This window comes from Mesorhizobium sp. WSM4904, from assembly GCF_029674545.1.
GTDB lineage: Bacteria > Pseudomonadota > Alphaproteobacteria > Rhizobiales > Rhizobiaceae > Mesorhizobium.
The window spans coordinates 1,830,882-1,856,736 of record NZ_CP121354.1 but is presented as its reverse complement, the minus strand read 5'-3'; the positions used below and the strand labels follow the sequence as shown (position 1 = coordinate 1,856,736).

Annotated in this window: 29 protein-coding genes; 14 read left to right on the top strand and 15 right to left on the bottom strand. The window is 64.0% G+C overall.

The window, feature by feature from the left end; all coding sequences use genetic code 11:
• Positions 1-18: 18 nt before the first annotated feature.
• Positions 19-1,095 carry an ABC transporter ATP-binding protein gene (locus tag QAZ47_RS08795; protein ID WP_278233782.1) on the top strand — a complete coding sequence of 359 codons (1,077 nt, stop codon included), beginning with the start codon at positions 19-21 and terminating at the stop codon, positions 1,093-1,095.
• Here QAZ47_RS08795 and QAZ47_RS08790 read toward each other — a convergent pair.
• The 5 genes from QAZ47_RS08790 to QAZ47_RS08770 form a co-directional block, all read right to left on the bottom strand.
• Positions 1,059-2,357: a flavin monoamine oxidase family protein gene (locus QAZ47_RS08790; protein ID WP_278232964.1), complete on the bottom strand. Its 1,299-nt coding sequence runs from the start codon at positions 2,355-2,357 to the stop codon at positions 1,059-1,061. The two genes, QAZ47_RS08795 and QAZ47_RS08790, sit on opposite strands and share 37 nt — an antisense overlap.
• On the bottom strand, positions 2,354-3,430 hold the full coding sequence (locus QAZ47_RS08785; protein WP_278232963.1) for an extracellular solute-binding protein: 1,077 nt from the start codon (positions 3,428-3,430) through the stop codon (positions 2,354-2,356). The genes QAZ47_RS08790 and QAZ47_RS08785 overlap by 4 nt, the downstream gene beginning before the upstream one ends.
• Before the next feature lie 428 nt (positions 3,431-3,858).
• On the bottom strand, positions 3,859-4,941 hold the full coding sequence (locus tag QAZ47_RS08780) for an ABC transporter substrate-binding protein (protein WP_278232962.1): 1,083 nt from the start codon (positions 4,939-4,941) through the stop codon (positions 3,859-3,861).
• A 65-nt stretch (positions 4,942-5,006) separates the two neighbouring features.
• The gene (gene betI, locus QAZ47_RS08775; protein ID WP_278232961.1) at positions 5,007-5,669 is read right to left on the bottom strand and encodes a transcriptional regulator BetI; all 663 of its coding nucleotides are present in this window, start codon (positions 5,667-5,669) and stop codon (positions 5,007-5,009) included.
• A 27-nt stretch (positions 5,670-5,696) separates the two neighbouring features.
• Positions 5,697-6,491, bottom strand: a complete 795-nt coding sequence (locus QAZ47_RS08770; RefSeq protein WP_278232960.1) for a methyltransferase domain-containing protein — start codon at positions 6,489-6,491, stop codon at positions 5,697-5,699.
• A gap of 254 nt (positions 6,492-6,745) precedes the next feature.
• On the opposite strand from QAZ47_RS08770, the gene QAZ47_RS08765 reads away from it, so the two are divergent.
• Genes QAZ47_RS08765 through QAZ47_RS08750 form a run of 4 tightly spaced genes read left to right on the top strand, consistent with a single transcriptional unit; the run spans position 6,746 to position 11,466 of the window.
• Complete coding sequence (locus QAZ47_RS08765; protein ID WP_278232959.1) at positions 6,746-8,365, top strand: NAD(P)/FAD-dependent oxidoreductase; 1,620 nt, start codon at positions 6,746-6,748, stop codon at positions 8,363-8,365.
• A complete protein-coding gene (locus tag QAZ47_RS08760; RefSeq protein ID WP_278232958.1) occupies positions 8,352-9,926 on the top strand; it encodes an NAD(P)/FAD-dependent oxidoreductase in 1,575 nt (524 codons plus the stop codon). The genes QAZ47_RS08765 and QAZ47_RS08760 overlap by 14 nt, the downstream gene beginning before the upstream one ends.
• Positions 9,927-9,977: 51 nt before the next feature.
• A complete protein-coding gene (locus QAZ47_RS08755) occupies positions 9,978-11,213 on the top strand; it encodes an aminomethyltransferase family protein (protein WP_278232957.1) in 1,236 nt (411 codons plus the stop codon).
• Position 11,214: 1 nt separating this feature from the next.
• A complete protein-coding gene (locus QAZ47_RS08750) occupies positions 11,215-11,466 on the top strand; it encodes a hypothetical protein (RefSeq protein WP_278232956.1) in 252 nt (83 codons plus the stop codon).
• A 293-nt stretch (positions 11,467-11,759) separates the two neighbouring features.
• Here the strand turns inward: QAZ47_RS08750 and QAZ47_RS08745 are convergent, their stop codons facing one another.
• The 4 genes from QAZ47_RS08745 to QAZ47_RS08730 all read right to left on the bottom strand — a co-directional run bounded on the left by QAZ47_RS08745 (position 11,760) and on the right by QAZ47_RS08730 (position 14,973).
• Positions 11,760-12,818, bottom strand: coding sequence for a dipeptidase (locus tag QAZ47_RS08745; protein ID WP_278232955.1), 1,059 nt, complete (start codon positions 12,816-12,818; stop codon positions 11,760-11,762).
• 288 nt (positions 12,819-13,106) lie between these two features.
• On the bottom strand, positions 13,107-13,406 hold the full coding sequence (locus QAZ47_RS08740; protein WP_040998912.1) for a GNAT family N-acetyltransferase: 300 nt from the start codon (positions 13,404-13,406) through the stop codon (positions 13,107-13,109).
• The gene (locus QAZ47_RS08735) at positions 13,399-14,037 is read right to left on the bottom strand and encodes an alpha/beta hydrolase (protein ID WP_278232954.1); all 639 of its coding nucleotides are present in this window, start codon (positions 14,035-14,037) and stop codon (positions 13,399-13,401) included. The genes QAZ47_RS08740 and QAZ47_RS08735 overlap by 8 nt, the downstream gene beginning before the upstream one ends.
• A gap of 3 nt (positions 14,038-14,040) precedes the next feature.
• Positions 14,041-14,973, bottom strand: coding sequence for a VOC family protein (locus QAZ47_RS08730; RefSeq protein ID WP_278232953.1), 933 nt, complete (start codon positions 14,971-14,973; stop codon positions 14,041-14,043).
• Positions 14,974-15,190: 217 nt separating this feature from the next.
• On the opposite strand from QAZ47_RS08730, the gene QAZ47_RS08725 reads away from it, so the two are divergent.
• Positions 15,191-16,759, top strand: a complete 1,569-nt coding sequence (locus QAZ47_RS08725) for an alkaline phosphatase family protein (RefSeq protein WP_278232952.1) — start codon at positions 15,191-15,193, stop codon at positions 16,757-16,759.
• Between the two features lie 68 nt (positions 16,760-16,827).
• Here QAZ47_RS08725 and QAZ47_RS08720 read toward each other — a convergent pair whose 3' ends face one another.
• The gene (locus QAZ47_RS08720; RefSeq protein WP_278206309.1) at positions 16,828-18,198 is read right to left on the bottom strand and encodes a PRC-barrel domain-containing protein; all 1,371 of its coding nucleotides are present in this window, start codon (positions 18,196-18,198) and stop codon (positions 16,828-16,830) included.
• A 235-nt stretch (positions 18,199-18,433) separates the two neighbouring features.
• On the opposite strand from QAZ47_RS08720, the gene QAZ47_RS08715 reads away from it, so the two are divergent.
• The gene (locus QAZ47_RS08715) at positions 18,434-19,354 is read left to right on the top strand and encodes a diacylglycerol kinase family protein (protein WP_278232951.1); all 921 of its coding nucleotides are present in this window, start codon (positions 18,434-18,436) and stop codon (positions 19,352-19,354) included.
• Positions 19,355-19,422: 68 nt separating this feature from the next.
• Here QAZ47_RS08715 and QAZ47_RS08710 read toward each other — a convergent pair whose 3' ends face one another.
• The 3 genes from QAZ47_RS08710 to QAZ47_RS08700 form a co-directional block, all read right to left on the bottom strand.
• On the bottom strand, positions 19,423-19,626 hold the full coding sequence (locus tag QAZ47_RS08710; protein WP_278232950.1) for a hypothetical protein: 204 nt from the start codon (positions 19,624-19,626) through the stop codon (positions 19,423-19,425).
• 177 nt (positions 19,627-19,803) lie between these two features.
• A complete protein-coding gene (locus tag QAZ47_RS08705) occupies positions 19,804-20,268 on the bottom strand; it encodes a hypothetical protein (protein ID WP_278232949.1) in 465 nt (154 codons plus the stop codon).
• Between the two features lie 7 nt (positions 20,269-20,275).
• Positions 20,276-20,602 (bottom strand): hypothetical protein, encoded by a 327-nt coding sequence (locus QAZ47_RS08700; protein ID WP_278206303.1) that lies wholly within the window; start codon positions 20,600-20,602, stop codon positions 20,276-20,278.
• 131 nt (positions 20,603-20,733) lie between these two features.
• On the opposite strand from QAZ47_RS08700, the gene QAZ47_RS32080 reads away from it, so the two are divergent.
• Positions 20,734-21,408 (top strand): response regulator, encoded by a 675-nt coding sequence (locus tag QAZ47_RS32080; protein ID WP_347567187.1) that lies wholly within the window; start codon positions 20,734-20,736, stop codon positions 21,406-21,408.
• 25 nt (positions 21,409-21,433) lie between these two features.
• On the opposite strand, the gene QAZ47_RS08690 is transcribed toward QAZ47_RS32080, so the two are convergent.
• Both QAZ47_RS08690 and QAZ47_RS08685 read right to left on the bottom strand, forming a co-directional pair.
• Positions 21,434-21,985, bottom strand: a complete 552-nt coding sequence (locus QAZ47_RS08690; RefSeq protein WP_040973662.1) for an RNA polymerase sigma factor — start codon at positions 21,983-21,985, stop codon at positions 21,434-21,436.
• Positions 21,986-21,988: 3 nt separating this feature from the next.
• The gene (locus tag QAZ47_RS08685) at positions 21,989-22,192 is read right to left on the bottom strand and encodes a NepR family anti-sigma factor (RefSeq protein WP_278206299.1); all 204 of its coding nucleotides are present in this window, start codon (positions 22,190-22,192) and stop codon (positions 21,989-21,991) included.
• Positions 22,193-22,414: 222 nt separating this feature from the next.
• Between QAZ47_RS08685 and QAZ47_RS08680 the strand changes: the two genes are divergently transcribed.
• The 6 genes from QAZ47_RS08680 to QAZ47_RS08655 all read left to right on the top strand — a co-directional run bounded on the left by QAZ47_RS08680 (position 22,415) and on the right by QAZ47_RS08655 (position 25,840).
• Positions 22,415-23,209, top strand: a complete 795-nt coding sequence (locus tag QAZ47_RS08680; protein ID WP_278206297.1) for a response regulator — start codon at positions 22,415-22,417, stop codon at positions 23,207-23,209.
• A gap of 169 nt (positions 23,210-23,378) precedes the next feature.
• Entirely contained in the window at positions 23,379-23,543 is a 165-nt protein-coding gene (locus tag QAZ47_RS08675) for a DUF1328 domain-containing protein (RefSeq protein ID WP_018429836.1), read from the top strand.
• 185 nt (positions 23,544-23,728) lie between these two features.
• Positions 23,729-24,760, top strand: a complete 1,032-nt coding sequence (locus tag QAZ47_RS08670) for a sensor histidine kinase (protein WP_278232948.1) — start codon at positions 23,729-23,731, stop codon at positions 24,758-24,760.
• Between the two features lie 147 nt (positions 24,761-24,907).
• Positions 24,908-25,078, top strand: coding sequence for a hypothetical protein (locus tag QAZ47_RS08665; RefSeq protein WP_278232947.1), 171 nt, complete (start codon positions 24,908-24,910; stop codon positions 25,076-25,078).
• Positions 25,079-25,184: 106 nt separating this feature from the next.
• Positions 25,185-25,511 carry a hypothetical protein gene (locus QAZ47_RS08660; protein WP_278232946.1) on the top strand — a complete coding sequence of 109 codons (327 nt, stop codon included), beginning with the start codon at positions 25,185-25,187 and terminating at the stop codon, positions 25,509-25,511.
• Between the two features lie 83 nt (positions 25,512-25,594).
• Positions 25,595-25,840, top strand: a complete 246-nt coding sequence (locus tag QAZ47_RS08655; protein ID WP_027166589.1) for a YMGG-like glycine zipper-containing protein — start codon at positions 25,595-25,597, stop codon at positions 25,838-25,840.
• Positions 25,841-25,855: the final 15 nt, after the last annotated feature.

Sequence of the window (25,855 nt, the reverse complement as noted above, 5' to 3'; positions counted from 1 at the left end):
ACGATGCCGGATCGCACCATGATCGAGATCCGCGACGTCACGCGCAGCTATGGATCGTTCAAGGCGCTGGACAATGCATCGCTGGCGATCAGGGAAGGCGAATTCTTCTCGCTGCTCGGCCCTTCCGGCTGCGGCAAGACCACGCTTTTGCGCATGATCGCAGGATTCGATACGCCGACCAGCGGCTCGATCGCCGTCGACGGCCAGCCGATGGACGGCATCCCCGCCAATCGGCGTCCGACCAACATGGTCTTCCAGAGCTACGCGATCTTCCCGCACCTCAATGTCGAGCAGAACGTCGCCTATGGCCTGAAGCGGCTGAGGCTCGAAGTGGGTGAGGAAAAACGCCGCGTCGAGGAGGCGCTGGCGCAGGTCTCGCTGACCGGGCTCGGCAAGCGTCGCGCCACCGAGCTTTCCGGCGGCCAGCGCCAGCGCGTGGCGCTTGCCCGCGCGCTGGTTATGCGGCCCAAGGTGCTGCTCCTCGACGAGCCGCTCTCGGCGCTCGACAAGAAGCTGCGCGAGCAGATGCAGGTCGAGCTGCGCCGGCTGCAGCAGGCGGTCGGCATCACCTTCGTGCTGGTCACCCACGATCAGTATGAGGCGCTTGCCATGTCGGACCGTATCGCCGTGATGTTCGGCGGCCGCATCGCGCAGGTCGCCTCGCCGAAGGAAATCTACCAGCGCCCGGTCAATCGGCAGGTCGCCGACTTCCTCGGCGGCATGAATTTCGTGAAAGCTCAGATCATTGAGGAGAACGGCGCTTCACTGGTGCTCGACACGCTGGGTTTCGGCCGAGTCAAGACCGACAAGCCGAAGGCTTTCGTCCGCAATGGCGGCGGCGCGGCGACGCTCGGCATCCGGCCGGAGCGCCTGCGCGTTTTGTGGGACGATGCGACGGCGAAGTTCGAGGTCGCCGGCAAGGTCGTCGAGCGCCATTATTTCGGCGAGATCACGCATCTGATCGTCGAGATACCGGGATTGGAAAAGCCGCTGTCGGTGACCGAGACCAATGATTTTGGCGCCGACGACATCCCGGTCGGCGCGCCGATCCGCCTCGCCTACGATCCCGAAGCGCTGGTGGCGATGGCCGACTGAATTTTCCTGGCGGCGATACGCCCTGCCACGATCGCGCCTTCGACATAGCCTGGAAAAGACGGCGAGAGTTCCGAAGCCGAGAAATAGACCGGCGGCGCGCCGGCAAGGATGGCGCGCTCGGCGTTCCTCGCCGTCACGTCGACGATCAGATCGCTGTAGGCGCCGCCGCTCCAGCGATCATGCGTCCAGTCGCGTGAGCTGAAATCGACAATGTCGGCAGCTTCCGGGCCGAGTGCTTGCTCGAGCCTTGCCGTCAATTCCGCGCGCAACGCCGCATCGCCGAGCCGGTGCCAGCGCAGCGCGAGAGGCCCGCCGATGAAGACGATAAGCGCGGCATGGTCGAGATCCTTGCTGGCGTCGCAGGCAAACAGCCCCGGCTGATCGCGCCACATGACCATGCCGCGCAGATTTCGCTCGCGCCAGAATGGCCTGGCATAGCGCACCAGGATCTTGATCACCGCGCCGCTTTCCCAGACGCCCAGAGCCTTTGCAAGCTCCGCCGGCAAGGCGGGCGCGAATACGAGCTTCGCCGCCGTCGCCGGCGGCAGAGCGATCAGCGCCTTGCGTGCTTCGATCACACCGCGAGCCGAGACGACACGAACGCCTTGCTGCCAGTGCTCGATCCGTGTCGCCGGTTCGCCCAGCCGCAGCCGATCGCCGAGGTCACACGCCAGGTCGTCGGCCAGCGACTGCATCGTATCGCGCAAGAAATACTGCAGCTCGAACACCTCGTTGGTGATGCGGCGATCGTTGTCGATCAGGTACCATAACGGCACCTTGTCCAGCGCCAGGCACCACAGGCCTTCGATCATCGAGCGGAAGGCGGCCTTGGCGTCGGCTGTGTCCTTCTGGCGCTCGAGCCATGTCGCAACGGTCAGCCCGGCGATCGAGGGATCGTCTTGCTCGATCCCGTTCATGCGCTCGCGGATCGCCATCGCGATCTGATAGGTCCGCTCGGCTTCCTTGGCGGGCATCGACGGATGGGTAATGAACTCGCCCTCGACATAAGTCTCGACCAATGTCCTGCCGCGCGTCTTTGCCAGCGCCATCACTTCCGGCATGTCATCGCACAGGAACTGGCCGCCGCTGTCGATCCGTTCGCCGAGCCCGTTTTGCATGGCCTCGACCCGGCCGCCGACACGGTCACGTGCTTCGAGCAGCAAGAAGCCGATCCCGGCGCGCTTCAATTCGCGCGCGGCCGACAGGCCGGTGAAGCCGGCGCCGACGATGGCAACGTCGGTTTTTTCCGATTTGCTGCTCAATAGCCGGCCTTGATCTTCTCGAACTCGGCAACCATGCGCTGCTTGAGCTCAGGCGCGACCGGCTGCTGGAACAGCGTCTTGTCGAGGAACTTGTCGAGATTGTCGAAGCCGCGATCGGTGAGCAGCTTCTGGTCCATCGCCGCCATGCCGGCGCTGTTGCCGTGGCCATAGCCGAAGGTCTTCACCATATATTCCGAAACGTCGGGCGCGTTGACGGCGTTCAGGAAATCATAGGCCTGGTCGAGCTTGCCCGGCGCATCCTTCATCAGCACGTAGCCGCACACCCAGGTCGACAGGCCCTCCTTGGTGTTGCGGTTCATCTCGATCGGCAATCCTTGTCCTTTCAGCGTCACATAGGTCTCGTTCCAGCCCCAGACCAGATCGACCTCGTTGCCGATGAAGGCCTGGTTGAGATCGGTATCGTCCGTCCAGTAGAAGCGGATGTTCTTGTGCACGTCGCGCAGGAAGGCGGAAGCTTGGCTGAACTGCTCGTCGGTCATCTTGGTCCAGTCCTTCAGTCCGATGACCAGGCTCGCCAGCGCATAGGCGTCATCGACATTGTCGCCGATGGTGACGCGGCCCTTGAACTTGGGATCGGCGAGGATTTTCAGCGACTGCGCCTCTTCCGCCGTCACCTTGTCGGTGCGGTAGAGAAGCGAAGTGTTGCCCCAGTCGAAGGGCATGAACCAGGCCTTGCCGTCGGCGGTGGTCGCCAGATCCTTCATCGCCATGATGCCCGGATTGAGGTCCTTCCAGCCGGTGATCCTGGATGTGTCAAGCGGCTGCAGCAGCCCGGCCTCGCGCCATTTCACCACGCTCTGCGAGCAGGGATGCGCGATGTCGGCCTTGAAGCCGGCCCGCATCTTCTCGAAGGCTTCGTCCTCGTCACCGAAGAAGGAGAAGGCCGGCTCGGCGCCATACTTGGCGGTATAGGCCGGATGCAGCAGCGGATCCTCATAGCCCGACCAGTCGAAGACCACGAGATCGCCGCCACCCTCGGCGAGCACATAAGCGGCGCTTGCACCGACCGTCATAACGGCGGCCAGGGCAAGGCTGCGAAGCATGGATATCATGGCGCGAGAACTCCCCCGTCGCGAACGCGTCGGAGACGTTAGGAGAATTCCCCGGCTTTGGCGAGCCCGCCCGCTTCGGCCCCCGGCCGACAGCTTTCTGACCCTGTCTCCAACCCAATGCCAGGGACCACCAATTGCCGAAGTCGGCGCTGCCCCTCATTGCCCTGCCGGGCATTTCTCCCCGTATAGTGACGGGGAGAAAGACGCTGCCGCGAACGGTTTCGCCAATCGCCGGCGTTGCAGGACAAGCGCCAAGGCCGCGGCCGGCCCCCTTCTCCCCGTCACTATACGGGGAGAAGGTCCCGGCAGGGGGATGAGGGGCAGCGCAAGCATCGGCGATCTGCGCCTGCCAAACAACCACAAGCCGCAATTGAAGCGATTGCGCAACGCCGTTTCAGTTCAGGAGCGACCGGTCGTTTCCACAGCACTCAATAGCCCGCTTTGATCTTCTCGAACTCGGCGATCATCTTGAGCTTGAGCTCGGAAGGCAGCGGCTGCTGGAACAAGGTCTTGTCGACCCACTTTTCCACATTGTCGTAGCCCTTTTCCTTCAGCACCGCCTGGTCGACGCCGGCCATGCCCTTGGCGTTGGCCTGGCCGTAGCCCCAGTCCTTGACCAGCACCTTGGCGACTTCCGGATCGTTGACGGCGTTGAGATAGTCATAGGCTTTGTCGACGTTGTCGGGCGCGTCCTTGAACAGCACATAGCCGCACACCCAGGTCGACATGCCCTCGTCGGTGTCCTTCTTGGACTTGATCGGCACGCCGGCCGCTACCGATTGCACGGTGGCATCGTTCCAGGCCCAGGCGAGGTCGACCTCGCCGCCGCTCAAGAGCTGCACGATGTCGGTCGTGTCGGTCCAGTAGGAGCGGACGTTCTTGTGCACCTGGCGCAGGAAGTCGGACGCCTGCTTGAACTGCTCGTCCGTCATCTTGGTCCAGTCCTTGAGCCCGATGGCGAGGCTGGCCAGCGCATAGGCGTCGTCGACATTGTCGCCAATCGAGACGCGGCCCTTGTACTTCGGATCGGCGAAGGCTTTCAGCGACTGCACGTCCTTCTCGGCGATCTTGTCGGAATTGTAGGTGAGCTGCGTGTCACCCCAGTCCCACGGCATGAACCAGGCCTTGCCGTCGGGAGTGGTGGCAAGATCCTTCATCGCCATGATGCCCGGGTTGAGGTCCTTCCAGCCGGCGATCTTCGAGGTATCGAGCGGCTGCAGCAGCCCCGCCTCGCGCCATTTCACCACGCTCTGCGAGCAGGGATGGCCGACGTCGGCCTTGAAGCCGGAGCGGATTTTCTCGAACGCTTCGTCTTCGTCGCCGAAGAAGGCGAAGGTCGGCGAGTCGCCGTTCTTCTCGACATACTTGCCGTGGAAGCCCGGATCCTCATAGCCGGACCAGTCGAACACGATCAGGTCCTTGTCGGCGGCAACGGCGAACGCCGCCGCCGAAGCCGCAAGCGTCCCGGCGAGCGCCAATGTCAGTGTCAGGCGTCGGCTGAGTTTCTTCATGCTGTTCCATCCTCTTTTGGTCTTGCCGGTCTTGCTGGCCGGCTGCTGCTAACCTCGGCTGTTCGCTAACCGTAGTGTTTCGGGAACGCGGCCGCCAAAAAGGCATTGGCCGCCTGCAGCGCGGTTTCGCGCGTGGTGTCCTCCGTTCCCATCATCAGCCGCAGCCACAGGCCCTCCAGCATGGCCGAAAGCGCCAGGGCCATGACCTGCGGCTCGTAGGCGTAACCGCCGCTTTGCTTCAGCGTCGCGCAGAGATCTATGAAGACCTGTTGGTAATAGGCATCGCGCGAGCTGCTCAGCGCCTGGTAGGTCGGCCGCGACTTGGCCTCGCCCCAGAAGGCGCACCAGGCGGCGAGCTTGCGCTTGTTGCAGATCGAGCGATCGAAATCGGCCCACACCAGCGCCTGCAGCTGTCTCGCCGGATCGTCGCCTGCCTTCTGCAAGGCGGTGCGCCAATGCGCCGAATACTCGTCATACATGTGCTGCAGCGTGGCGACGAGCAGCTTTTCCTTGCTCTCGAAATGGAAGTTGACGATGCCGCGCGAGAGACCCGCGCCGTCGGCGACGTCGGCCATCGTCGTTTCCGCGTAGCCGCGCTTGGCCAGGGAATCGATCGTCGCCTCGATCAGCTGCAGCCGCCTGACCTCTTTCGAAGCCTTGCGGCCGCGCTTCTCGCCGTCGGCTTTTCCCGGCTCGGCGATGGTGTCCTTGGCCTCTGTGCTCTTCATGGGTGTGACGGTCTCCAGCATCGCCGGCTATCCGACCGGCTTCCAACCGCGCAGATGAGTGGGGCGGTGCTCACCACTGTCAAGCACCTTCTGCATCGCCTCCCAGGTCCGGATGTTCTTGTCGACATAGGCCGCGCCGACCGCGGCGGCGACGAGTTGATAAAGCGGCCCCTTGAGGCGAACCAGTTCCTCCCGCGCGACCTCGCGGTACCACGCGTTGCGGTCGCGAACGGCGACGTCGATGAAGCCGGCTCGGCGCATCGCCTCGGCGTAGCGCGCCGGCGAAGCCATGGCGAAGGACAGGCCTTCCGCCGCGACATAGGCCTTCATGTCCGCGGACGGCTCGCCGTCATGCGAGATCATCCAGTTCGACGCGGCAAAGACGCCGCCGGATTTCAGCACGCGGAAGATCTCGGCGAACAGCGCGTCCTTGTCCCGCACGTGCAGCAGCGCGTCCTTGGAGAAGACGACGTCGAAGGAGGCGTCGGCGAACGGCAGCGGCCCCGGCGGCGCCTGCACGAAACGGACGCGGTCTTGGAGACCTTTCAGGATCGCCTTTCGCCTCGCCGTCTCGATCACCGGCGTTTCGACGTCGAAGCCGGTGACTCGAGCAGCGCCATGCCGCGCGACCAGATGCAGCGTGATGCCGCCGGCCCCGCAGCCGATATCGAGGATCGTCTTGCCCTTCAGCGACAGGCCTTCGACCACGCGGTCGACCTCGTCGGGGCCGCCCGGCGACAGGTAGCCGTCGCCCCAGAGCGCTTCGAGGAAGCGAATGGCGGCATCGTCATATTCCGGCTCGGCGTCAGCCGTTTCGATCATCGGATCTTCAGCCCCAGCTGCCGACGTGGGTCAGTCCAGAGATACAGGCAAAAGCCTAGCGCATTAACGGGAAAACGCAACATCATTTGTTGAACATTCATTCAATATGTCTGGACAAAAAGCCGTTAGCCGTGCCAAATTCCGTGCATCGGGAACAAACAGCCCCGAGCAATTCCAGGAAAAGTGTGAAGCGGTTTTCCGTCCGGAATTGCGTAAGAACAGGAAGATAGGGCGGCCGGCCGGAGGATGCGCACATGAAGGCATGGGACGCGATCGTCATCGGCGGCGGCCATAACGGGCTGGTCAACGCCTGTTACCTGCAGCGCGCCGGGCTGGACGTGCTGGTGGTCGAGAAAAACGAATGGATCGGCGGTGCGGCCACCAGCCGCGAGCTGACGCCGGGCTTTCTCTATTCCAACTGTTCCTATGTCTGCTCGCTGTTCCGACCCGAGATCATGCGCGATCTGGAGCTGCCGCGCTTCGGCCTCCAGGTGATCTCCTATGAGGGCGGCGCGGTGTTCACGCGCGACGGCGACTATCTCGCCAACTACCGCGATCACGACGCGCATCGGCGCGAGTTCGCCCGCTTCTCCAAACGCGACGCCGAGGCCTATGACCGCTACTCGCGCGACGTCACAAGGCAGTGCCGTTTCATCCAGCCGCTGTTGATACGCACCGCGCCCGACCCGACCAGCTTCAAGCCGCGCGATCTGGGCGAGTTGCTCTATCTCGGCAAGAAGTTCGCCGGGCTTTCGGCCGAGGAGATGGCGCTGACCTTGCGCTTCTGGACGATGTCGATCTCCGACTTCCTCGACGAATATTTCGAGACCGACGTCATCAAGGCGAACTTCGCGCTCTCCGGCATCATCGGCACCGCGCTCGGGCCGATGTCGCCCGGGACCGCGTACGTGCTGCTCCACCACTATATGGGCGAGGTCGACGGCTCGGTCGGTGCCTGGGGCTATGCGCGTGGCGGCATGGGCGCCGTCACCAGGGCGCTCGCCGCCTCCTTCAAAGCCTCAGGCGGCACCATCCGCACGGGCGCCGAGGTCGATCATGTGCTGATCAGGAACGGCAAGGCCAGGGGCGTCGTGCTCGCCGGCGGCGAGGAGATCTACGGCAAGCTCGTCGTCTCCAACGCCGACGTCAAGCGCACCTTCCTGAAGCTCGTCGAGGAGAAGGAGCTGCCCGAAATCTTCCTCAGGCGCGTCAGGAATTTCAAGATCCGCGGCTCGTCCGGCAAGGTCAACATCGCGCTCGACTCGCTGCCCGAATTCCCGGCTCTGCCCAAGGACTCGCCCGTCTATCGCGCCGACATGCATTTCACCGATTCCATCGAGCGCATGGAGCGCGCCTATGACGACTGGAAGGCCGGGCGCTGGTCGGCCGATCCCTTCCTCGACATGATGATCCCGACCACGCTCGACCCGACCATGGCGCCGCCGGGCAAGCACTTCATGAGCTGCTTCGTGCAATACGCGCCGCCGAAGATCGCAGGAGCGGACTGGACCGATGCCGACCGCGACGGCTTCGCCGAGAGCGTGATTGCGCAGATCGCCGAATATTCGCCGGGCTTCCGCGACCGCATCGTCCATATGGAAGTGCGCACGCCACGCGAGATCGAAGCCGAGGTCGGGCTCACCGAAGGCAACATTTTCCAGGGCGAGCTCACCTTCGACCAATTGCTCTTCAACCGCCCGGTGCCGGGCTACGCGCAATACCGCTCGCCGGTCGGCGGGCTCTATATGTGTGGCTCCTCCACCCATCCTGGCGGCGGCGTCATGGGCGCGCCCGGACGCAACGCCGCCGCCGAGATCCTGCGCGACCTCGCCAAACCAACCCTGCATATGAGCCCGGCCCATGACGTCATCTGAAGCGAACTGGGACGCCATCGTCATCGGCGGCGGCCACAACGGCCTTGTCGCCGCCGCCACGCTGGCCAAGTCCGGCCGCAAGGTGCTGCTGCTCGAAGCAGGCAACGACGTCGGCGGTGCGGCGCGCACCGAGGAATTCGCGCCCGGCTTCCGCGTCTCCGCCGTCGCCCATCTGCTCAACCGCCTGCATCCCGATGTGGTGAAGACGCTTGAGCTGGAGCGCCATGGTCTCAAGGTCGAGCGCTCGGACTTCGTCCCGTCGGTCGCGCTGTCGAAGAACGGCCCGCTGGTGCTGCACGGCGCCTATGGCGAGGTGCTGACGGGCGCCAGCCCTTCGGAGCAATCCGCCTGGAAGGACCTGCGCGCGCAGCTGTTGCGCTACGCCGGCATCCTGAAACCGTTCCTGTCGCGCCGGCCGCCGGACCTCGGCAACATGTCGCTCGCCGAAATGACCGGGCTCGGCCAGACGGCGCTGGCGCTGAAGAGACTCGGCAAGGAAGACATGCGCGACTTTCTGCGCGTGCTGTTGATGAACGTCTCCGACCTGCTCGACGAGCAGCTTGAGGATGACCGGCTGAAGGGCCTGCTCGCCTTCGACGCAACGCTGGGCAGCCATCTCGGGCCGCGCTCGCCGACCTCGCTGCTTGGCCTCTACTACCGGTTGGCCGGCGAGATCGGCGGCCTCGCCGGCGCGCAGATACAGCCCAAGGGCGGCATGGGCGCCGTCGTCGCCGCCATTCGCTCGGCGGCGGAGAAGGCTGGGGTTGCGATCCGCCCGGCATCGCCCGTCGCCAGGGTTATCGTCGAGAACGGTCGCGCCGTCGGCGTCGTCACCCAGAGCGGCCAAACGCTGCAGGCCAGGACCGTCGTCTCGGCCATCAACCCCGCGACGACGATCCTCGATCTCGTCGGCCCGCGCGAGGTCGATACCGGCTTCATGCGCAAGGTGAAGAACATTCGCATGAAGGGCGATGCGGCAAAGCTCCATCTCGCGCTCGACCGGCCGCCGCAATTCGAAGGCGTCGACGCCGCCGGCCACAAGGGCCGTCTCGTCATCGCGCCTTCGCCCGACCATGTCGAGCGCGCCTTCAACCCGTCGAAATATGGCGAGTTTTCGCCAGAGCCGGTCATGGAGATCACGCTGCCCAGCCTCGCCGATCCCGCGCTGGCGCCCTCCGGCGCCTGCGTGCTCTCGGCGGTGGTGCAATACGCCCCCTATGCGCTGAGGCAGGGCTGGACCGCCGGCAAGCCGCAATTCCTCAACGCAATCATGGCGCAGCTCGAAACCTATGCGCCCGGGATCGGCGCGACGGTCCGCCATGCCGAACTGCTCACGCCCGCCGACATCGAGACACGCTATCGCATGCCGGGCGGCCACTGGCATCATGGCGAGCTGCAGGCCGACCAGATGCTGATGTCGCGACCAGTCTCCGGCTGGTCCGGTTACGACACGCCGCTCGAAGGTCTGTTTCTTGCGAGCGCCGGCTCGCATCCGGGCGGCGGCATTTCCGGCGCGCCCGGCCTCAACGCCGCGCGCCGCATCATCGCGATGAGGGGGTGAGATGATTTTGCAAATCGCCGAAGCTGCGCTCTACGGCGAAGGAACGCCGTCATGAACCATCATCCCACCATCAAACCATCAACCGACCGCGCCATCGCCCAGTCCCACTTCCGCACGCTGCGGCTCGGCACGCCCTTCCAGCCGCGCATCGACGCGCTGGCGCTGACAAACGACTGGTACAACTGGGCCGGCTATCGCGCGCCACATTCGCTGTGGGACGAGGAGCTCGAATATTTCGCCATCCGCAGCCAGGCGGCATTGTTCGACATCTCGCCGATGACGAAATACCGGATCGAGGGTCCGGACGCCGAAGCCTATCTCGACCGCGTCACGCTGCGCGACGTGACCAAGCTCAAACCCGGCCGTGTCCACTACACTGCCTGGTGCGACGACGACGGCTTGGTTCTCGACGACGGCACGCTGTTCCGGCTGTCGCCGACGCGCTTTCGCCTCTGCTCGCAGGAGCGGCATCTGCCCTGGCTGCTCGACAGCGCTTTTCGGTTTGACGTCAGCGTCGAGGAAGAGACCGAAGCCGTCGCCGGGCTGGCGCTGCAGGGCCCGACCTCCTTCGCCATCCTGCGCGACGCGGGCTTCGCCGGCATAGAGCGGCTGAAAATCTTCGACCTCGCGGAGTTCGCGCATGACGGCGCCACCGTCACCATCTCGCGCACCGGCTTCACCGGCGATCTCGGCTATGAGCTGTTCGTGCCGGCGGACAAGGCGCTGAGTTTGTGGGATCGGCTGATGACGGCGGGCGCGCTGCGCGGCATCCGCGCCATCGGCTACGCCGCGCTGAACCGCGCCCGGCTGGAAGCCGGACTGATCGTCGCCAACGCCGACTTCACCACCGCCGAGCATGCCGTCCGGGCCGACCGCCTGCGCATGCCGGACGAGATCGGCCTCGGCTTCATGGTCGATCCCGAGAAGGGCCACTTCAACGGCCGCCGCGCCATCCTGGAGGTGAGAACCAAGCGTAAGCTGCGCCATGTGCTGGTCGGGCTTGAGATCGAGGGCAACATCCCGGCCGAGCATGCGATCGTCTATTATCGCAAGAGCCAGGAGGTGGGGCTGGTGAGCGCCGCTATGTGGTCGCCGATGGCCAAGCGCAACATCGCCATCGCCTCGTTGCAGCGGCCCTATGGCGACACGATCGTCGACGACCTCTGGGTCGAGATCTACGCCATGCGCGAGCTGCAATACCAAAAACTGATGAAGCGGGCGAAAGTGGTGCTGCGGCCCTTCATCAAGCTCGACCGCCGCACCGCCAATCCGCCGGCGGATTTTTGAGATGGCAAGCGAAGCGGATGACCTGAACGCGGAAGCCGCCGAGCAGTGGGCGCTGGTCAACACGCCGCTTGGCGAGATGTGGTCCGGCCGCACCCGCTATGCGGCGGCGATGTATTTCTTCAAGCGCGGCGAGATGAATGCCGAGACGCTGGAGGTCTATCGCATCTGCGCGAGGCTCGACCACGAGGACCCCCTGCCGATCATCCGCGACCGCGGTGTCGGCAAGGAATGGCTGATGCGGATGGGTGCTTAGGCGGACCGTACGCGGATGGCGGCACCGCGCGAGGGGCGGCACCGCGCGATCGTCATTCAAGGGCGGAGCAAGGAGCGAAGCGACGCGCGCAGACCCTAGAACCCATGCCGTGACTTGGAAGCGCTGCTACTGTTCAGAATTTTGCTCCGTTGCGGTCCTTGGCGAAGGTAACGGCATGGATTCTAGGGTCTTCGCGACGGAGCTTCGCTCCTGCTTCGCCCTAGAATGACGAAGTTGAGAGCGTTCTGCCTCCAATCCCCGAGCACTCAGGATTGTCCCTTCACACGGAAGGCCTATCCAATCGTTCTTTCGAGCACATTCAGCCAATTGCGATAGGCGATCTTCTCGATCAGCGCGCGTCCGAAGCCGCGCGCCGCCAGCGCGTCGATGAGCTTGGGCAGGCCGGCGACGTCGCCGATGACGGCGGGGATCATGGCGCCGTCGAAATCCGAGCCCAGGCCGACGCCATCCTCGCCCAGCGCCTGTAAGAGCGAATCGATATGGCGCACCATGACGTCGAGTCCGGTATCGGCGTTCATGCGGCCGTCCTCGCGCAGGAAGCCGGTGGCGAAGTTCAGGCCCACCATGCCGCCAGACTCGCGGATCGCGCCGAGCTGCCAGTCGGTCAGGTTGCGCGAATGGCCGCAGATCGCATGCACGTTGGAATGCGTCGCGACCAGCGGCGCGTCGCTCAATTCAGCCACGTCGCGAAAACCCTTCTCGTTGAGATGCGAGAGGTCGATCATGATCCTGAGCTGGTTGCAGGCCTTGACCAGCGCCTTGCCGGCATCGGTGAGGCCGGGCCCGGTATCGGGCGAGGAGGGAAAGCGGAACGGCACGCCGTTGCCGAAGGCGTTCGGCCGGCTCCAGACGATGCCCAGCGAGCGCAGGCCGGCGGCATGAAGCACGTCGAGCATGGCAAGCTCGGGATCGATTGCCTCGACGCCCTCGATGTGGAAGACCGCCGCGACCGAACCCTTGGCCATCGCATCGCGGATGTCGCCGGCGCTGCGGCACACGCTCAGCGCGCCTGCCCGCTCAAGTCTGAACAGGATCGACGCCATGCCGATTGTGGATGTGATCGCCTCGGCGCGCGGCAGTTCCGGCGGCAGGGGTTCGTTGTCGCTCGGCGCCGGCGGAACGGCGCTGCGCTTGGTTTTTTCGATCGGCGGCGGGAAGATCGCGAACATGCCGCCGGCAAAGCCACCCTCTCTGGCGCGCGGCAGGTCGATATGACCGCCCGGCGTACCCTCGATGAACAGCTTTTCGACATCCGTTTCCTTCGACTGGTAGAGTCGAAGCAGCGTGTCGTTGTGGCCGTCGAAAACGGGGATGAGGTCGGTTTCGGTCATCAGGGGAGCCATTCATTTCGGTGACGGGGCGAGGCGGGACGAAATCCCGTCCGAGCGAACTGCCAACTTAGGCAAGATGGCCGAACTGCGCAAATGCCAGTGACGTGTTCGCGTTTGTGGCTGGGTGGCTGTTTTCCTTCTCCCCTTGTGGGAGAAGGTGTCGCCGAAGGCGACGGATGAGGGGTGCTCCAGCTTGGCACCGACGGTACTCCGTCCAGCACCCCTCAACCGTCTCGGCGCTGCGCGCCGATCCACCTTCTCCCACAGAGGGAGAAGGGGAAGACGGTGCTACTGCTTCAGCACGTCCGCCCATTCCGGGTGGCGGCGGAACTGGGCGTTGGCGAAGGGGCAGAGCGGGATGATCTTCTTGCCGGCCGCACGCGCATCCTCGACCGCGCGGGTGACGAGGCGAAGCCCGGCGCCCTGGCCACGGAAGACGTCCGGCACCTCGGTGTGATCGATGATGAGCTGATGCTCGCCGATCTTGGTGAAGGTCATCTCGGCCTCGGCGCCGCCCGGCCCGCGCAGCACATAGCGCCCCTTGGAGCCGTGGTCTTCCAGTTCGATCTCGGGCAGCTGGTCAGCCATCGTTCTTGCCTCCTTCGGCGGTCGGCGAGCGGGTGAACAGCCGCCGCGCCGCTTCGATTTCATTCGGCCGCACCTCGTGCCCGCCGTCGTGCCATTCCACTGTGACATCGGCCCCGTCGGCGCGCAAATAGGCTTCCAGTCGCGACGTCAGATTGGGCGGACAGATCGGATCGCGCCTGCCGGCGGTGATCAGGATGCGGCGGCCGACAAGGCTGCCCCGGACCTCCGGTTCGAACGGGATCAGCGGATGCATCAGCGCCGCGGCATCGAACAGGGCCGGCTCCGCGAACATCACCGAGGCCAGGATGTTGGCGCCGTTGGAATAGCCGAGCCCGAACACCGCCGAGGGCTTTGCGGCATCGACATGCGCCTTGACGAAGCCTGCCATCTTGACCGTCGCCCGCGCGAGGTCGTCCATGTCGTAGACGCCCTCGCCGGTGCGGCGGAAGAAGCGGGCGGCGCCATGCTCGGACACGTCGCCGCGCGGCGACACGATCGTCGCCGACGGCGCAAGCTCCTGACCGAACGACAGAAGCTGATTCTCGTCGGCTCCGGTCCCGTGGAAGACGAAGAGCAACGGACTGCCCGGCGAACCGGGCAGCACTTTATGGATGTATGCGTCCTTGCTCATGGCTTAGTCTTCCAGCTTCTGCAGGTGCTGTTCGAGATAGGGTCTCAGATGCTGATGCTGCGTCGGCAGCTTCAGCGCCTCGCCCAGATGCGCGGTGTCCTCGTCGCGGTCGAAGCCCGGCTCGTTGGTGGACACCTCGAACAGCACGCCGCCCGGCGTGCGGAAATAGATCGCCCAGAAGTAATCGCGATCGATGACCGGCGTCACGCCGTAGCCCGTGTCGACCAGCGCCTTGCGCACCTCGATCTGCCTGGCGCGATCCTCGACCGCGAAGGCGACGTGATGCACCGAGCCGGCACCGAGATTGGCAAAGCCTGCGCCCGGCAGCGACTCGATGTCGACGACGTCGGCGCCGTTGCCGTTCTTGATCGCCAGCCGGCGGACGTTGCCGGACTTGTCGACCTCCTCATAGCCCATGAACTTCAACAGCTCCTCGGTGGCGCCGCCGTCCTTCAGCCTCAGCGCGACCGAGTGGAAGCCGCGGATCGCTTCGTCGCCGGGAACGCCGCCCTTGACCCAGGGCGCGCGGCTGTCGGCCTTGTCCTCGACGAGAGCGAAACTGTCGCCGTCGGGGCCGGTGAAGGCGAGCCGCTTCTCGCCGAAGCTTGTCGAGCGGGCAACGCCGCTCACGCCCTCGTCGGCAAAACGCTTTTCCCAATAGCGGAGCGTGCCTTCCGGCACCGAGAAGACCGTGGTGCCGACCTCACCCACCCCATGCCGGCCCTTGCCGATATCGGGGAACGGGAAATAGGTCATCACCGAGCCGGGCGTGCCGAACTCGTCGGCGTAGTAGAGGTGATAGACGTCCGGCGCGTCGAAGTTGACGGTCTTCTTGACCCGACGCAGGCCGAGCTTCCTGGTGAAGAACTCATTGTTGCGGCGCGCATCGCTGGCCATCGAGGTGACGTGATGCAGGCCCTTGATCTGATTGAGCATGGTGTTGCTCCTTCCCTGTCCTTGCTGCGGCCCTCGCCGCTGTCCACGCCAATATGAGGATAGGCCCGTCCGCGGCAAAGCGGGCAATCACAGGATGGACTGTGTCATAAAAGTGAACGACCTGATGTTTATGTTCACCGACTGATGAACCGGCTTGCCTTGCAACGCCGGCGAATTTCGGCTCCATGAGCGGCGCGACTTCTTGAGGAGGAAGATTTTGGACAACCGAACCCGCCGCCCGAACGTTCTCCTCATCACCTGCGACCAGTGGCGTGGCGATTGCCTTTCGGCCGCAGGCCATACGGTGGTCAGGACGCCGAACGTTGACGCGCTTGCCGCCGAGGGCGTGCTGTTTCGGCGCCACTATGGCGGCGCCGCACCTTGCTCTCCGGCCCGTGCCTGCCTCTACACCGGCCTCTACCAGATGAACAACCGCGTCTGCCGCAACGGCACGCCGCTCGATGCGCGTCACGGCAACGTCGCCCTGTCGGCACGCGCGGTTGGCTACGACCCGACCTTGTTCGGCTACACCGATGTCGCGCCGGACCCGCGCCGGCTCTCGGCAGCCGATCCACGGCTGAAGAGCTATGAAGGCGTGCTGCCGGGCTTCACCGTGCGGCAGTTCCTGCCCGAGCACCAGAAACAATGGCTGTCCTGGCTGAGGATGCAAGGCATCGATGCCAACGCCGGCAGCCCTGACATCCACCGTCCGGCTGGGGAGCACGGCCAGCCCCGGGGCGATGTGAGCAACGCGCCGCCGGTCTATTCGAAGGACCAGACGCCAACCGCCTTCCTGGCCGGCGAATTCATCCGCTGGCTTGGCGAGCAGGACGAGGCTGCGCCGTGGTTCGCGCATATCTCCTTCATCAGTCCGCACCCGCCCTTCGTCGTGCCGGAGCCCTACAACACAATGTACGATCCGGCCGACGGCCCGGCTTTCCGGCGCGCTGCAAGCTGGCAGGCCGAGGCGGAAAGCCACCCCTATCTCGCTTACGATCTCGACCAGCAGAAGCGGACGAAATTCATACCCGGCGCCGAGGGCAAGGTGCCGGACTGGAGCGAGGAAAATTTCCGCCGCATCCGCGCCATCTATTACGGCATGATCTCGGAACTCGACGTACAGCTCGGCCGCGTCTGGCAAGCGGTAAAGGCGGCCGGCGCGTGGGACGATACCGTGATCGTGCTCACCTCCGACCATGCCGAGATGATGGGCGACCATTTCATGCTGGGCAAAGGCGGCTACTTCGACGCCAGCTACCACATTCCGCTGATCATCCGCGATCCGAGTCGCGGAGCAGCCGCCGGCATGACGGTCGACCGTTTCACCGAGGCGGTCGACATCTTTCCGACCTTGCTCGACCTGATCGGTGCCGCACCCGAGCCGCATCTCGATGGCAGGTCGCTGGCGCCGTGGCTGGACGGCGAGGAGCCGGCAGACTGGCGCGAGGCCGCGCATTGGGAGTTCGATTTCCGCTCGGTCGCCGACGGCGAGGCCGAGCGTCACTTCGGCATCGGCCCGCGCGATTGCAACCTGGCCGTCCTGCGCACCAAGGACTTCAAATATGTCCATTTCGGCGGCGGCCTGCCGCCGCTGCTGTTCGACCTCGCCAAGGATCCGGGCGAGCTGAGCAACGTCGCGAACGACACTGCCTATCTGCCGTCGCGCCTGGAATTCGCCGAAAAGATGCTCGCCTGGCGCGCCAGGCATCTCGACCAGTCGCTGGCGCTGGCGGAGCTGACGAGCGGCGGCGTGGTTGGCCACGTGGCCAAGGCAGTAAGGGAGTAGGGGAGTAGGGGAGTAGGGGAGTATGCAACGAGCCTGTACCCTACTGCCCTACTGCCCTACTGCCCTACTTACTTCAAGATCATCCTCTGCTGGTCGCGCTTCGTGGCATAGGTGCTCTTGTCATAGGCCGCCTGCGCCTGCAGCTGCTCCTTGGTGAAGTTGGTATAGAGATATTTCTTGCCGCTCTTGTCGGTCATGAATTTGAGCTTGTCCATGCCGACCGCGACTTCCTTGGCGCCGATGCCGAGGAAGCCGCCGACGTCGACGATCACCGCATCCGGCTTTTTGTCCGGCGTCAGCACGACGTCGCCGATTTCACCGATCTTGGCATCGTTGGCGCCATAGACGGCCGCGCCCTTCAGCTCGTCGCCGCGGATATTGCCCATCGGCATTTCGGTCAGCGTCGACTTGTCGATCGAGGCCGTCTTGGTCTCGTCGGTAGCGGACGTGTTCGCCGGTTTGTTTTCGGCCGTGGCCGGAGCCGGCGCCGCGGGCTTGTTCTCGGCTGTCTGTGCCGGCTGGGCAGGCTTGCTCCCCTTGTCGGCCGTGGTATCCGACGACGCCACGGCAGGGGTGGTGGTAGGCGGCGTCTCACTCGAAGACGCAGTGCTTGTCGAAGCCGGCGCAGGATCATACGCCTTGCGGTTGAAATCCGGCTGCGCCTGAAGCTCCTCCTTTGTCGTCTCGGCAACCAGCCAGCGGTCTCCATTCTTCTCCGCCCACTTTGCCTTGGCGAAGTCGAAGGTGACGTTCTTCGTGCCTATGCCGAGGAAGCCGCCGACGCCGATGACAAGCGACTCGGCCTTGCCGTCCTTGGCGAGCACGATGTCCTTCACGTCGCCGATCTTCTGGGCGTCGTCAGCGGTGCCGTTGTAGACCGTTTCGCCCATGATATTGGTGGCGAGATTGCCTTCCGCCTTCTTCACCGGTTCAGCCGGCTTGGCATTGAGATCCACCGGCTTCTGGGCTCCGCCCGTGTCGGTGGTTGAAGGTTGCGTGGCGTCAGCCGACTGCGCCGGGGCCGGATCGTAGGGCTTGCGGTCGAATGCCGGCTGGGCATTGAGCTCGTCCTTACTTGTCTTGGCCACCAGCCAGCGGTCACCGTTCTTCTCGGCCCATTCCATCTTGCTGTAGTCGAAGGCGACATCCTTGGTGCCGACGCCAAGGAAGCCGCCGACGCCGATGATCGCGGACTTGGCTTTGCCGCTTGCGTCGAAGACGATGTCGTCGACCTTGCCTATGTCCTGGGCGTCTTTGCCAGTGCCGTTATAGACGGACTCGCCGATGATATTGGTCATGAGGGAACCCTCCGAACGCATCACGGGTTCCGGGTTCTCGGCGGCGGGCGGCTGTGCCGGTGTCGGCGTCGCCGTTTGTGCGAAAGCGCCGGTTGCGAGCAGCGTCGCAAGCGCGGTCGTCGCAAAAAGAGTGCGGGTCATGATCGTCTCTCCTCCTGCCTGATTTCGGCAAAGCAGCGGCCGGCCTTGACGAACCGGACCGGACGCGGAATTGTCCAATGTCTTCACAACGTCGTGACCGTTGCCTTGTTCCAAAAGCTACGCGCTGGCGTCGAAGTCCTGAGTGGCCAAGGAACCTTTGGGCCACCCTTTCGTTTGAGCCAGCGGCTGAGGGGTCATTTTCGGCCAAGGAATTGCGAGGAAGGCGGAGCGGGACATGCGGTTTGCTGCGGTGCTGAACCAGGACGGCGGCACGCTGCGTACCACCGATATGGCAGCCTTTGCCGAACGTCTGCGCCAAACACTCGAAGCGGTAGGCCATTCGGTTCAGATCGACATCGTTACCCGCCGCGAAGTCGCCGCGGCCTTGGAAAAGGCCGTGGCGAAGCGGAACGTCGACGTCGTGATCGCTGGCGGCGGCGATGGCACTGTTTCGACGGCGGCGTCCCTGCTCATGAACAAGAAGAAAGCCTTGGCCATATTGCCGGGCGGCACGATGAATCTCTTCGCGCGCGGCCTTGGCATACCGCAGACGCTGGACGGGGCGCTGACATCCTTCGCCGAAGGCGAGGTGACGGCCGTCGACATGGCGAGCGCCAACGGCCGGCCCTTCGTGCATCAGTTTTCGATCGGCATGCATGCCAGGATGGTGCAGCTCCGCGAGAAGATGGATTTCGGCTCGCGGCTGGGAAAGATGCAGGCTTCCGTTCGTGCGGCATGGGCAACGATCAAGAACCCGCGCACTCTCAAGGTGAGCTTGACCATCGGCAAGACGGAGATCATCACCCGCGCGACCGGCATCAGCATCAGCAACAATCTGTTCGGCGAGGGCCATCTGCCTTACGCGGACGATCCGGCGGGCGGCCTGCTCGGCATCTATGTCAGCGTCGCGCGCAGACGCCGCGACCTGGTGAAGCTATTCCTCGCCATGCTGCGCGGCCGTTGGCGCGACAGCCAACATGTCGAAATCCATCAGGCCGACAAGGCGATCCTCAAGATCCATTCGCCGACGAAGAAGTTCAGCGCCGTCATGGACGGCGAGTTGTTCGGGCTGGAACGCGAGACGGTGATCGAGATTCATCCCGGCGCGTTGAAGGTGTTGGTTCCGGCTAGAAATGTGCAGACAAAGGCGGCCTAGTGCATGTCGCGCAAAACTGCGCAGCGGTTTTGCGGAAACGACACGCATAAAAACAAAGACCTAAGCGGTCAGCCGCCCTGCGCGGGCTTCTGCCCGGCCGCCGGCGCCTGAGGTACGCTCTGTCCGGTCGTCTGGCTCTTGATCAGCTCGCCATAGACCTCGACCGCACCCCACGCAATGAAGGCCAGCAACAGCCCGGCGATAAGGATCCTCAGCGCGTGCCAGCCCCAATGCCCCTGGCGGGCTTTGTTTTCAGGAACGGTCTTGGTCATTGTTGGCCTCCATGTCGCGTGGCGGCGGACGCTTCGGCATGGTCGGGTAACGGGCCCTCTCCGCGAAGGTTCCGAATCCGACAGCGAGGTTCGGCGACGATGGGGGCCGCTTGTCGCGGGGTGTGGGGGTAGCCGGCCGACATCAGCCGCTTTCATTGAGGATGCGGATCGGTTTGGCTACGGCTTTTCGCCGGGATCCTTGTCTTGAGGGCCGGGCTTCGCATTCTCGCGGTAGACTGCGTAAGCGACGAGCGCGACGGCGGGCGCGAGAAGCGCGCCCATGCCGCCCTTGCTTTTCGCAAGCGCCGGAAGCAGCGCGAGCGCTGCGGTGACGCCAACCGCGGTCATGTCGGCCTTTCGTCTTCGCGCCCGGCGCCGCGCCTGCGTACCGGCGGTCAGCTTGTGGATCACGAGAATGAGCCCGGCAAGCACCAGGAAGCCAATGCCGAAGCCGAGGGAAGTCGCCAACGGCCCGTAGCGCCCCGCCAGCCAGATATAGGCCGCACCAATGAGGAAGCCGATGCCGCACAAGGCGAAAACGCCGGCAAGCCCATAAAGGACTGCCGTCATGCGCGCCCGTCGCAGAGCAGCCGCCGCCTCGCCGGAGGCAAGGGTCGAAATCAGCGAGACCAGCGTCTCCATCTGCGGGCTAACGGCGGGACAGCAGCGCAAACAGGAAGCCGACGCCGGCGGCGATCGCCAGCGACGTTACCGGCTTTTCTCGAACGCTGGCTATGAGCTGCGCTTCGATATCCTGAGCGCTGCCGCGCACGCTTTCGAATGCCGCCTCGCCCTGCGTCCGCAGCTGTTCGACACCTTCGGCCGCCGCGCGCCGCGCCGCGCCGTAACCGTCGTCCCTGGTCTTGGCCAATTGCCTGGTAAGCTCCTCTATATCCGCTTTCAACTGCCGGATATCGGCTTCCAGATCGGAGTTGGAGGGAGCATCTGTTGCGCTTTTGCCTGCGGCGGTCGCCATCGCGTAACTCCTTGTGTTTTCTACCTTTAAACGCTCGATCTACGTCAAGAGTTCCGAAGCTGGATCGCCCCTTAGCAAGACCGAAGGGCGGGCACATTGACAGCTGTCAAATTCTCTCGGATCAGAAGTCCTTGTTCTCCGTCCATGCCTCCCTTAGGGCCTTCTTGGCTTTCGAACGCGCGAAAGGCCGGCAGCAGCCGCAGCGGGCATTTCTCGCAGGGATATTGGCGGGCAGTGGCGGAACCTACACTCTGGCCGGACATTTCGACCCTCCTCGAAATCCCTGCCCCGGTGCGGTTGTTGAAAACGCTCCACGCGGATCGAGGTTCCGCCCGATCACGGGATGCATCGCCGGTCATATCTTTTTTAATGACACAGAGCCGAATACCGCGCATGACTGCGGCGATCGTAGGAGTCGCCGACACGTGCCCCCATTGTTAGACGGATTGCGTATCCTGGTCCTGGAAGACGAATTCCTGATCGCGATGGATGTCGAGCAACTGTGCCGCGACCAGGGCGCCGCCGATGTTACGATTGTCCGCGATCTGGCCGAAATCGACCTGGGGGACGGGCTGTCGTCGTTCGACGCCGCCATTGTCGACCTGATGCTGGGCGGCGTCTCGACGCTCGACTTCGCCAAGCGGCTGCGAGGCGAAGGCGTTCCATTCGTCTTTGCCTCCGGTTACTCCGACGCGGAAGAGATCGAGGGTTCTTTCCCGGAGATCCGGCTGGTCGCCAAACCTTATTCGGGAGACGATCTGATCGAAGCCGTGGCGCTCGCCTGCGGACGCGCGAAGGCGGCTTGACGACGTCGCGGCCCGGATGTCGGTGTCAGGCCGCGTTCGAACCAGTCACTTGAGCCGAGATCGCATCGGGACCGTATTCGTCCTCGCCGGAAATCTTGAGGATGTCCTGCAGCCGGGCGCGCGCCCGGCTGACCCGGCTCTTGATGGTGCCGACCGCGCAACCGCAGATCTCGGCCGCCTCCTCGTAAGAGAAGCCGGACGCCCCGATCAGGATGATGGCTTCGCGCTGATCCTCCGGCAACTGCTCCAGCGCGCCGCGGAAATCCTTGAGGTCGAGCTGGCCATGCTGGGCCGGGTGAACGGCAAGCCTGGCGGTCATGATGCCGTCGCTGTCCTGTACCTCGCGGCCACGCTTGCGCATCTGCGAATAGAATTCGTTGCGCAGGATGGTGAACAGCCAGGCCTTGAGGTTGGTGCCCGGCTGGAAACTCTCGTGCTTGTCCCACGCCTTGACCAAGGTTTCCTGGACGAGGTCATCTGCCTTGTCGGCATTCTGCGTCAGCGAGACTGCAAAGGCGCGCAGGCTCGGTATTGCGCCGAGCAGCTCGGTCTTGAAGCTCTGGGAGACCGCCGCCATGCCTCAGTCCTTTTTCTCGGCGGGCTCGGCCTCTTCCAGCTGGCTAAGCAACTGGGCGAATCGATCTGGCACCTGATCGGAGACCAGCTCGTCGTAGTATTGTTTGAGTTTGCGGGCGATTTCGGAGTTTGGTCCGAGCGGATTGCCACCCCCATTCCGGTGCCTGCTCACGGCGCCAGTCGTCGAATTCTTTGACATTTCTTTCATATTTGCCCTAATTCCCAGCACTCGAACCGCTCTGGAACTGCAGACCACAACGCAAGCGGCACCCTTGTCTGGTTGCCCATCCCGAAACCGCCAAACGCCCATTTCCTAATTTAGTTCCACAGCCGGCGGAACTTTTTCAGAAAGCCGACGTTGGTTTGCTTGGGGTTTGCGACCCGTCTGGCCTGATGGAAACGAACAACGTCATCTGAGGGAGACGTCAATATGAGTCTATCCGCAACTATCGCTCCTCACCTGCCGTTCCTTCGCCGTTTCTCGCGCGCCGTGTCGGGATCGCAGGAAAGCGGTGACGCGTTGGTCGCCGCCATGCTGGAGGCCATCATCGCCGACACCGAAGTCTTCCCCGAGGCATCGAGCGATCGCATCGCGTTGTACAAGGTTTTTGCCAGGCTTTTCACCTCGATTGCCATCCGCGTGCCGCAAGAGCATGCGCAGACCGCCTGGGAACAGCGGGCCGCCGCCAATCTGAATGCTATCGCGCCGCGGCCGCGGCAGGCGTTCCTGCTTGTCGCCGTGGAAGGTTTCAGCGAGGACGAAGCAGCGGAGATCCTCGACGCCGACGAGCAGGAATTTTCCGAATTGCTTGCTCAGGCAAGCGCCGAGATTTCCCGCCAGGTCGCGACCGATGTGCTGATCATCGAGGACGAGCCGCTGATTGCCATGGACATCGAGGAGATGGTCGAAAGCCTTGGCCACCGCGTTGTCGGCACCGCGCGCACGCATGCCGAAGCGGTCGCCATGTTCGGCAGGACGCGCCCGAAAATGGTCCTGGCGGACATCCAGCTTGCCGACGGCAGCTCGGGCATCGAGGCCGTGAATGAAATCCTGTCCTCGACGCCGGTGCCGGTGATCTTCATCACCGCCTTCCCCGAACGCCTGTTGACCGGCGAGCGCCCCGAGCCGGCGTTTCTGGTGACCAAGCCGTTCAACCCCGATATGGTCAAGGCTCTGATCAGCCAGGCGCTGTTCTTCGACCGCCAGGCGAAAGCTGCAGCCTGACCGCACCGATGTCTGGTCATCGAGGTTCCATGCGAGGCTCCCGCGCCTCGCATGATGCAGTGCGGAATCTGATCCGCGAAAGCGCTTCCGGGGGGTCGTCTTTTTCCGCAAATGGTGGAACAAACGGCATTCAGCCACGTTTTTTCAGGACGTTAGAAGGAGGCATATCATGCTGTACTGGGCGCTCGTTTTTCTTGTGGTCGCGATCATCGCCGGCGCTCTTGGATTCGGCGGCATTGCCGGCACATCGGCTGGCATCGCGCAGATATTGTTCTTCATCTTCCTGGCCTTCCTGGTGATTTCGCTCATCGCCGGCCTTTTCAGAAGAGCCTGACGCGGGGAGCACCGGACACTGGAAGCCGCACCCCTCAAACGGTTTCCAGCCACCGCCGGGCGGTGTCCCCAAAGGACGTCGTCCGGCGGACCGTTTTTGAGGCTGCGCGCCAGCCTCGGCATGTCAAGGCCGAAGCAGCAGTCTATCGTAAAGCCGTTCAGCCTGGATGCGGGAAGTATTATTGGATGCGTTCCAAGGCCTCAGAAAAGGACGATCCGGGCAAGCGCAGCGACGAGGTGATCGCGATGCATCCGGCGGAAAGCGGGATGCAGTTGGGGCGTGCGTTGCTGCACGCGCTCCACAATGCCGGAATTTCGGTCCTCTATCAGGACCGGGAAATGAAGACCGTCTGGGCCCGCAACATGCGCGCGCCTTGGGCAGCCGAGACGGCCGACGGCAAGGATTTGCTCTCGCCTGCTCAGGCCGAACGCCTAAGTGCGGCCAAACACAGGGCGGTTGAAACCGGCAACGCTGATCGCCTCGAACTCGGCATTCCCGGCGGTGACGGCGTGCGCTGGTTCCAGATCTGGGTCGATGCCGATCATAGCGATACCGGGGAGGTCCAGGGCGTCGTCACCACCATGGTCGAGACCACGGAGCAGAAACGTCGCGAGCAGACGCTGAAGACGCTGCTGCGTGAGGTGAGCCATCGCTCGAAGAACCTTCTGGCCATCATCCAGAGCATAGCCACCCAGACCGGGCGCTACTCCGAGACGCTTGGCGACTTCCTGACCCGCTTTCGCGGCCGCATTCAGTCGCTCGCCTCGTCCCAGGATCTGGTTACATCCTCCAACTGGCGCGGCGCGGCGCTTCGAGAGCTCGTATCCGGCCAGGTCGGCCGCTACAGCGCCGACCCCCGCCGCAGTCTGCGTTTCGATGGCGAAAACCCTTACCTCAACCCAAACGCCGCCTTGCATATCGGGCTGGCCATGCATGAGCTGGCCGTGAATTCGGTAAGTTACGGCGCCCTGTCGCAGCCTGACGGCCATGTCGAGGTAAGCGCCAAAATCGCGCCCGGCGGCGGAACTTCGGCCGACCTTTTGCTGATGTGGACGGAAAGGATCGGCGCCGGCAGGCGCAACGAAAAGCGCTTTGGCAGCGTCGCTCTGGAACGCGTCGTGCCGACGTCGCTCGGCGGCTCCGCCATCCTCGAGATCGATGAGGGTCGGCTCGAATATCGCCTGACGATCCCGCACGGCAATTTCGAGACGGATTGACCGCCACACACGAACATTCGCCGACTTAACCGGCTGTTCACCATAAGGCCCGATTCTGTGTTCCTGGCTAAAACCGCACCGAAAGCTCCAGCCGCGCCCAATCACGCGATTTGGCACACGATTTGGCACGCGATTTGGGAGGACTGAATGATGGTTTCCGACATGAACAGGTTGGAGCAGGCCGCGCGCGTCTCGATGAGCAGCTTCCAGCACGCCGAGACGCCGCCCTTGCCCCGTTCCTCCTATCTTTCGCTTCGTCTCGGTCCCGTCGCGCTCCTTGCTGCCCTGGTGCTGGCGGCAGCGTGGCAGCTGACCTGATCCGGCAGTTCCCGGTCGCGCTTTAGTCGGCAAGGGCTCGCGGCATGGCGGCGGCAGGAACTTTTGAGCGGCGAGAATCGTTCTTTGCCGCGGAGAGGGTTCACCCGTGGAACACATCGCCGCTTTGCTCCTCGTCATCGGCTGCTCGGACGCCATGACCGAATGCCGCGAGCTGACTGTCCCGGTCAGCGTCTTCGAGACCTTTGAGGCTTGCACCGCCGAACGGCCCTTCGCGCTCGCTGACGTCCGGGGTCAGGCACGACATGTCGTCGGCGAGTGCCTCGTCGTCGACCCGGCGCTGGAGGACGACTACGACCAGATCGTCTGGACCGTGCGCCCCGACGGTTCGCTCGAGGCGTCGCTGGAAGTCTCCGGCAGGCTTGTCGCGTCGAACGGCGCGCGCCCTGAAAAAGACTATCTTAATCAACAGTAAGATCGTGCAGGCAAAGCCCTTTTTTTCGTGCTAAATGGCGGCTGGCACTGCCGAAAGTGAGGACAAAAGTGAGGAGCAATTTTATGCGGAAGATGATCATTGCCATGGTTGCCGTGGTCGCTGTCAGCGGCTGCACCACGACCGAGCAGGATGTGGTCGGCGGCGGTCTGATCGGCGCCGGTGTCGGCGGCTTGGTAGGCGGCGGCAAGGGCGCGCTGATCGGCGCGGCTGTCGGCGCCGGATCGGGCCTCCTGGTCCGCAACCTGCGCAACGGTTATTGTCAGTATCGCGATCATCGCGGCCGGATCTACACCGCCCGCTGCAACTAAAATTTTGATCTGGAG

What these genes read in the sequence shown, in the direction of transcription:
- QAZ47_RS08795 (WP_278233782.1), top strand. Translation starts at nt 19, where the DNA reads ATGATCGAGATCCGCGACGTCACGCGCAGCTATGGATCGTTCAAGGCG.
- QAZ47_RS08785 (WP_278232963.1), bottom strand. Translation starts at nt 3,430, where the DNA reads ATGATATCCATGCTTCGCAGCCTTGCCCTGGCCGCCGTTATGACGGTC.
- QAZ47_RS08780 (WP_278232962.1), bottom strand. Translation starts at nt 4,941, where the DNA reads ATGAAGAAACTCAGCCGACGCCTGACACTGACATTGGCGCTCGCCGGG.
- betI (WP_278232961.1), bottom strand. Translation starts at nt 5,669, where the DNA reads ATGAAGAGCACAGAGGCCAAGGACACCATCGCCGAGCCGGGAAAAGCC.
- QAZ47_RS08770 (WP_278232960.1), bottom strand. Translation starts at nt 6,491, where the DNA reads ATGATCGAAACGGCTGACGCCGAGCCGGAATATGACGATGCCGCCATT.
- QAZ47_RS08765 (WP_278232959.1), top strand. Translation starts at nt 6,746, where the DNA reads ATGAAGGCATGGGACGCGATCGTCATCGGCGGCGGCCATAACGGGCTG.
- QAZ47_RS08760 (WP_278232958.1), top strand. Translation starts at nt 8,352, where the DNA reads ATGACGTCATCTGAAGCGAACTGGGACGCCATCGTCATCGGCGGCGGC.
- QAZ47_RS08755 (WP_278232957.1), top strand. Translation starts at nt 9,978, where the DNA reads ATGAACCATCATCCCACCATCAAACCATCAACCGACCGCGCCATCGCC.
- QAZ47_RS08750 (WP_278232956.1), top strand. Translation starts at nt 11,215, where the DNA reads ATGGCAAGCGAAGCGGATGACCTGAACGCGGAAGCCGCCGAGCAGTGG.
- QAZ47_RS08745 (WP_278232955.1), bottom strand. Translation starts at nt 12,818, where the DNA reads ATGACCGAAACCGACCTCATCCCCGTTTTCGACGGCCACAACGACACG.
- QAZ47_RS08740 (WP_040998912.1), bottom strand. Translation starts at nt 13,406, where the DNA reads ATGGCTGACCAGCTGCCCGAGATCGAACTGGAAGACCACGGCTCCAAG.
- QAZ47_RS08735 (WP_278232954.1), bottom strand. Translation starts at nt 14,037, where the DNA reads ATGAGCAAGGACGCATACATCCATAAAGTGCTGCCCGGTTCGCCGGGC.
- QAZ47_RS08730 (WP_278232953.1), bottom strand. Translation starts at nt 14,973, where the DNA reads ATGCTCAATCAGATCAAGGGCCTGCATCACGTCACCTCGATGGCCAGC.
- QAZ47_RS08720 (WP_278206309.1), bottom strand. Translation starts at nt 18,198, where the DNA reads ATGACCCGCACTCTTTTTGCGACGACCGCGCTTGCGACGCTGCTCGCA.
- QAZ47_RS08715 (WP_278232951.1), top strand. Translation starts at nt 18,434, where the DNA reads ATGCGGTTTGCTGCGGTGCTGAACCAGGACGGCGGCACGCTGCGTACC.
- QAZ47_RS08710 (WP_278232950.1), bottom strand. Translation starts at nt 19,626, where the DNA reads ATGACCAAGACCGTTCCTGAAAACAAAGCCCGCCAGGGGCATTGGGGC.
- QAZ47_RS08705 (WP_278232949.1), bottom strand. Translation starts at nt 20,268, where the DNA reads ATGGAGACGCTGGTCTCGCTGATTTCGACCCTTGCCTCCGGCGAGGCG.
- QAZ47_RS08700 (WP_278206303.1), bottom strand. Translation starts at nt 20,602, where the DNA reads ATGGCGACCGCCGCAGGCAAAAGCGCAACAGATGCTCCCTCCAACTCC.
- QAZ47_RS08690 (WP_040973662.1), bottom strand. Translation starts at nt 21,985, where the DNA reads ATGGCGGCGGTCTCCCAGAGCTTCAAGACCGAGCTGCTCGGCGCAATA.
- QAZ47_RS08685 (WP_278206299.1), bottom strand. Translation starts at nt 22,192, where the DNA reads ATGAAAGAAATGTCAAAGAATTCGACGACTGGCGCCGTGAGCAGGCAC.
- QAZ47_RS08680 (WP_278206297.1), top strand. Translation starts at nt 22,415, where the DNA reads ATGAGTCTATCCGCAACTATCGCTCCTCACCTGCCGTTCCTTCGCCGT.
- QAZ47_RS08675 (WP_018429836.1), top strand. Translation starts at nt 23,379, where the DNA reads ATGCTGTACTGGGCGCTCGTTTTTCTTGTGGTCGCGATCATCGCCGGC.
- QAZ47_RS08670 (WP_278232948.1), top strand. Translation starts at nt 23,729, where the DNA reads ATGCGTTCCAAGGCCTCAGAAAAGGACGATCCGGGCAAGCGCAGCGAC.
- QAZ47_RS08665 (WP_278232947.1), top strand. Translation starts at nt 24,908, where the DNA reads ATGATGGTTTCCGACATGAACAGGTTGGAGCAGGCCGCGCGCGTCTCG.
- QAZ47_RS08655 (WP_027166589.1), top strand. Translation starts at nt 25,595, where the DNA reads ATGCGGAAGATGATCATTGCCATGGTTGCCGTGGTCGCTGTCAGCGGC.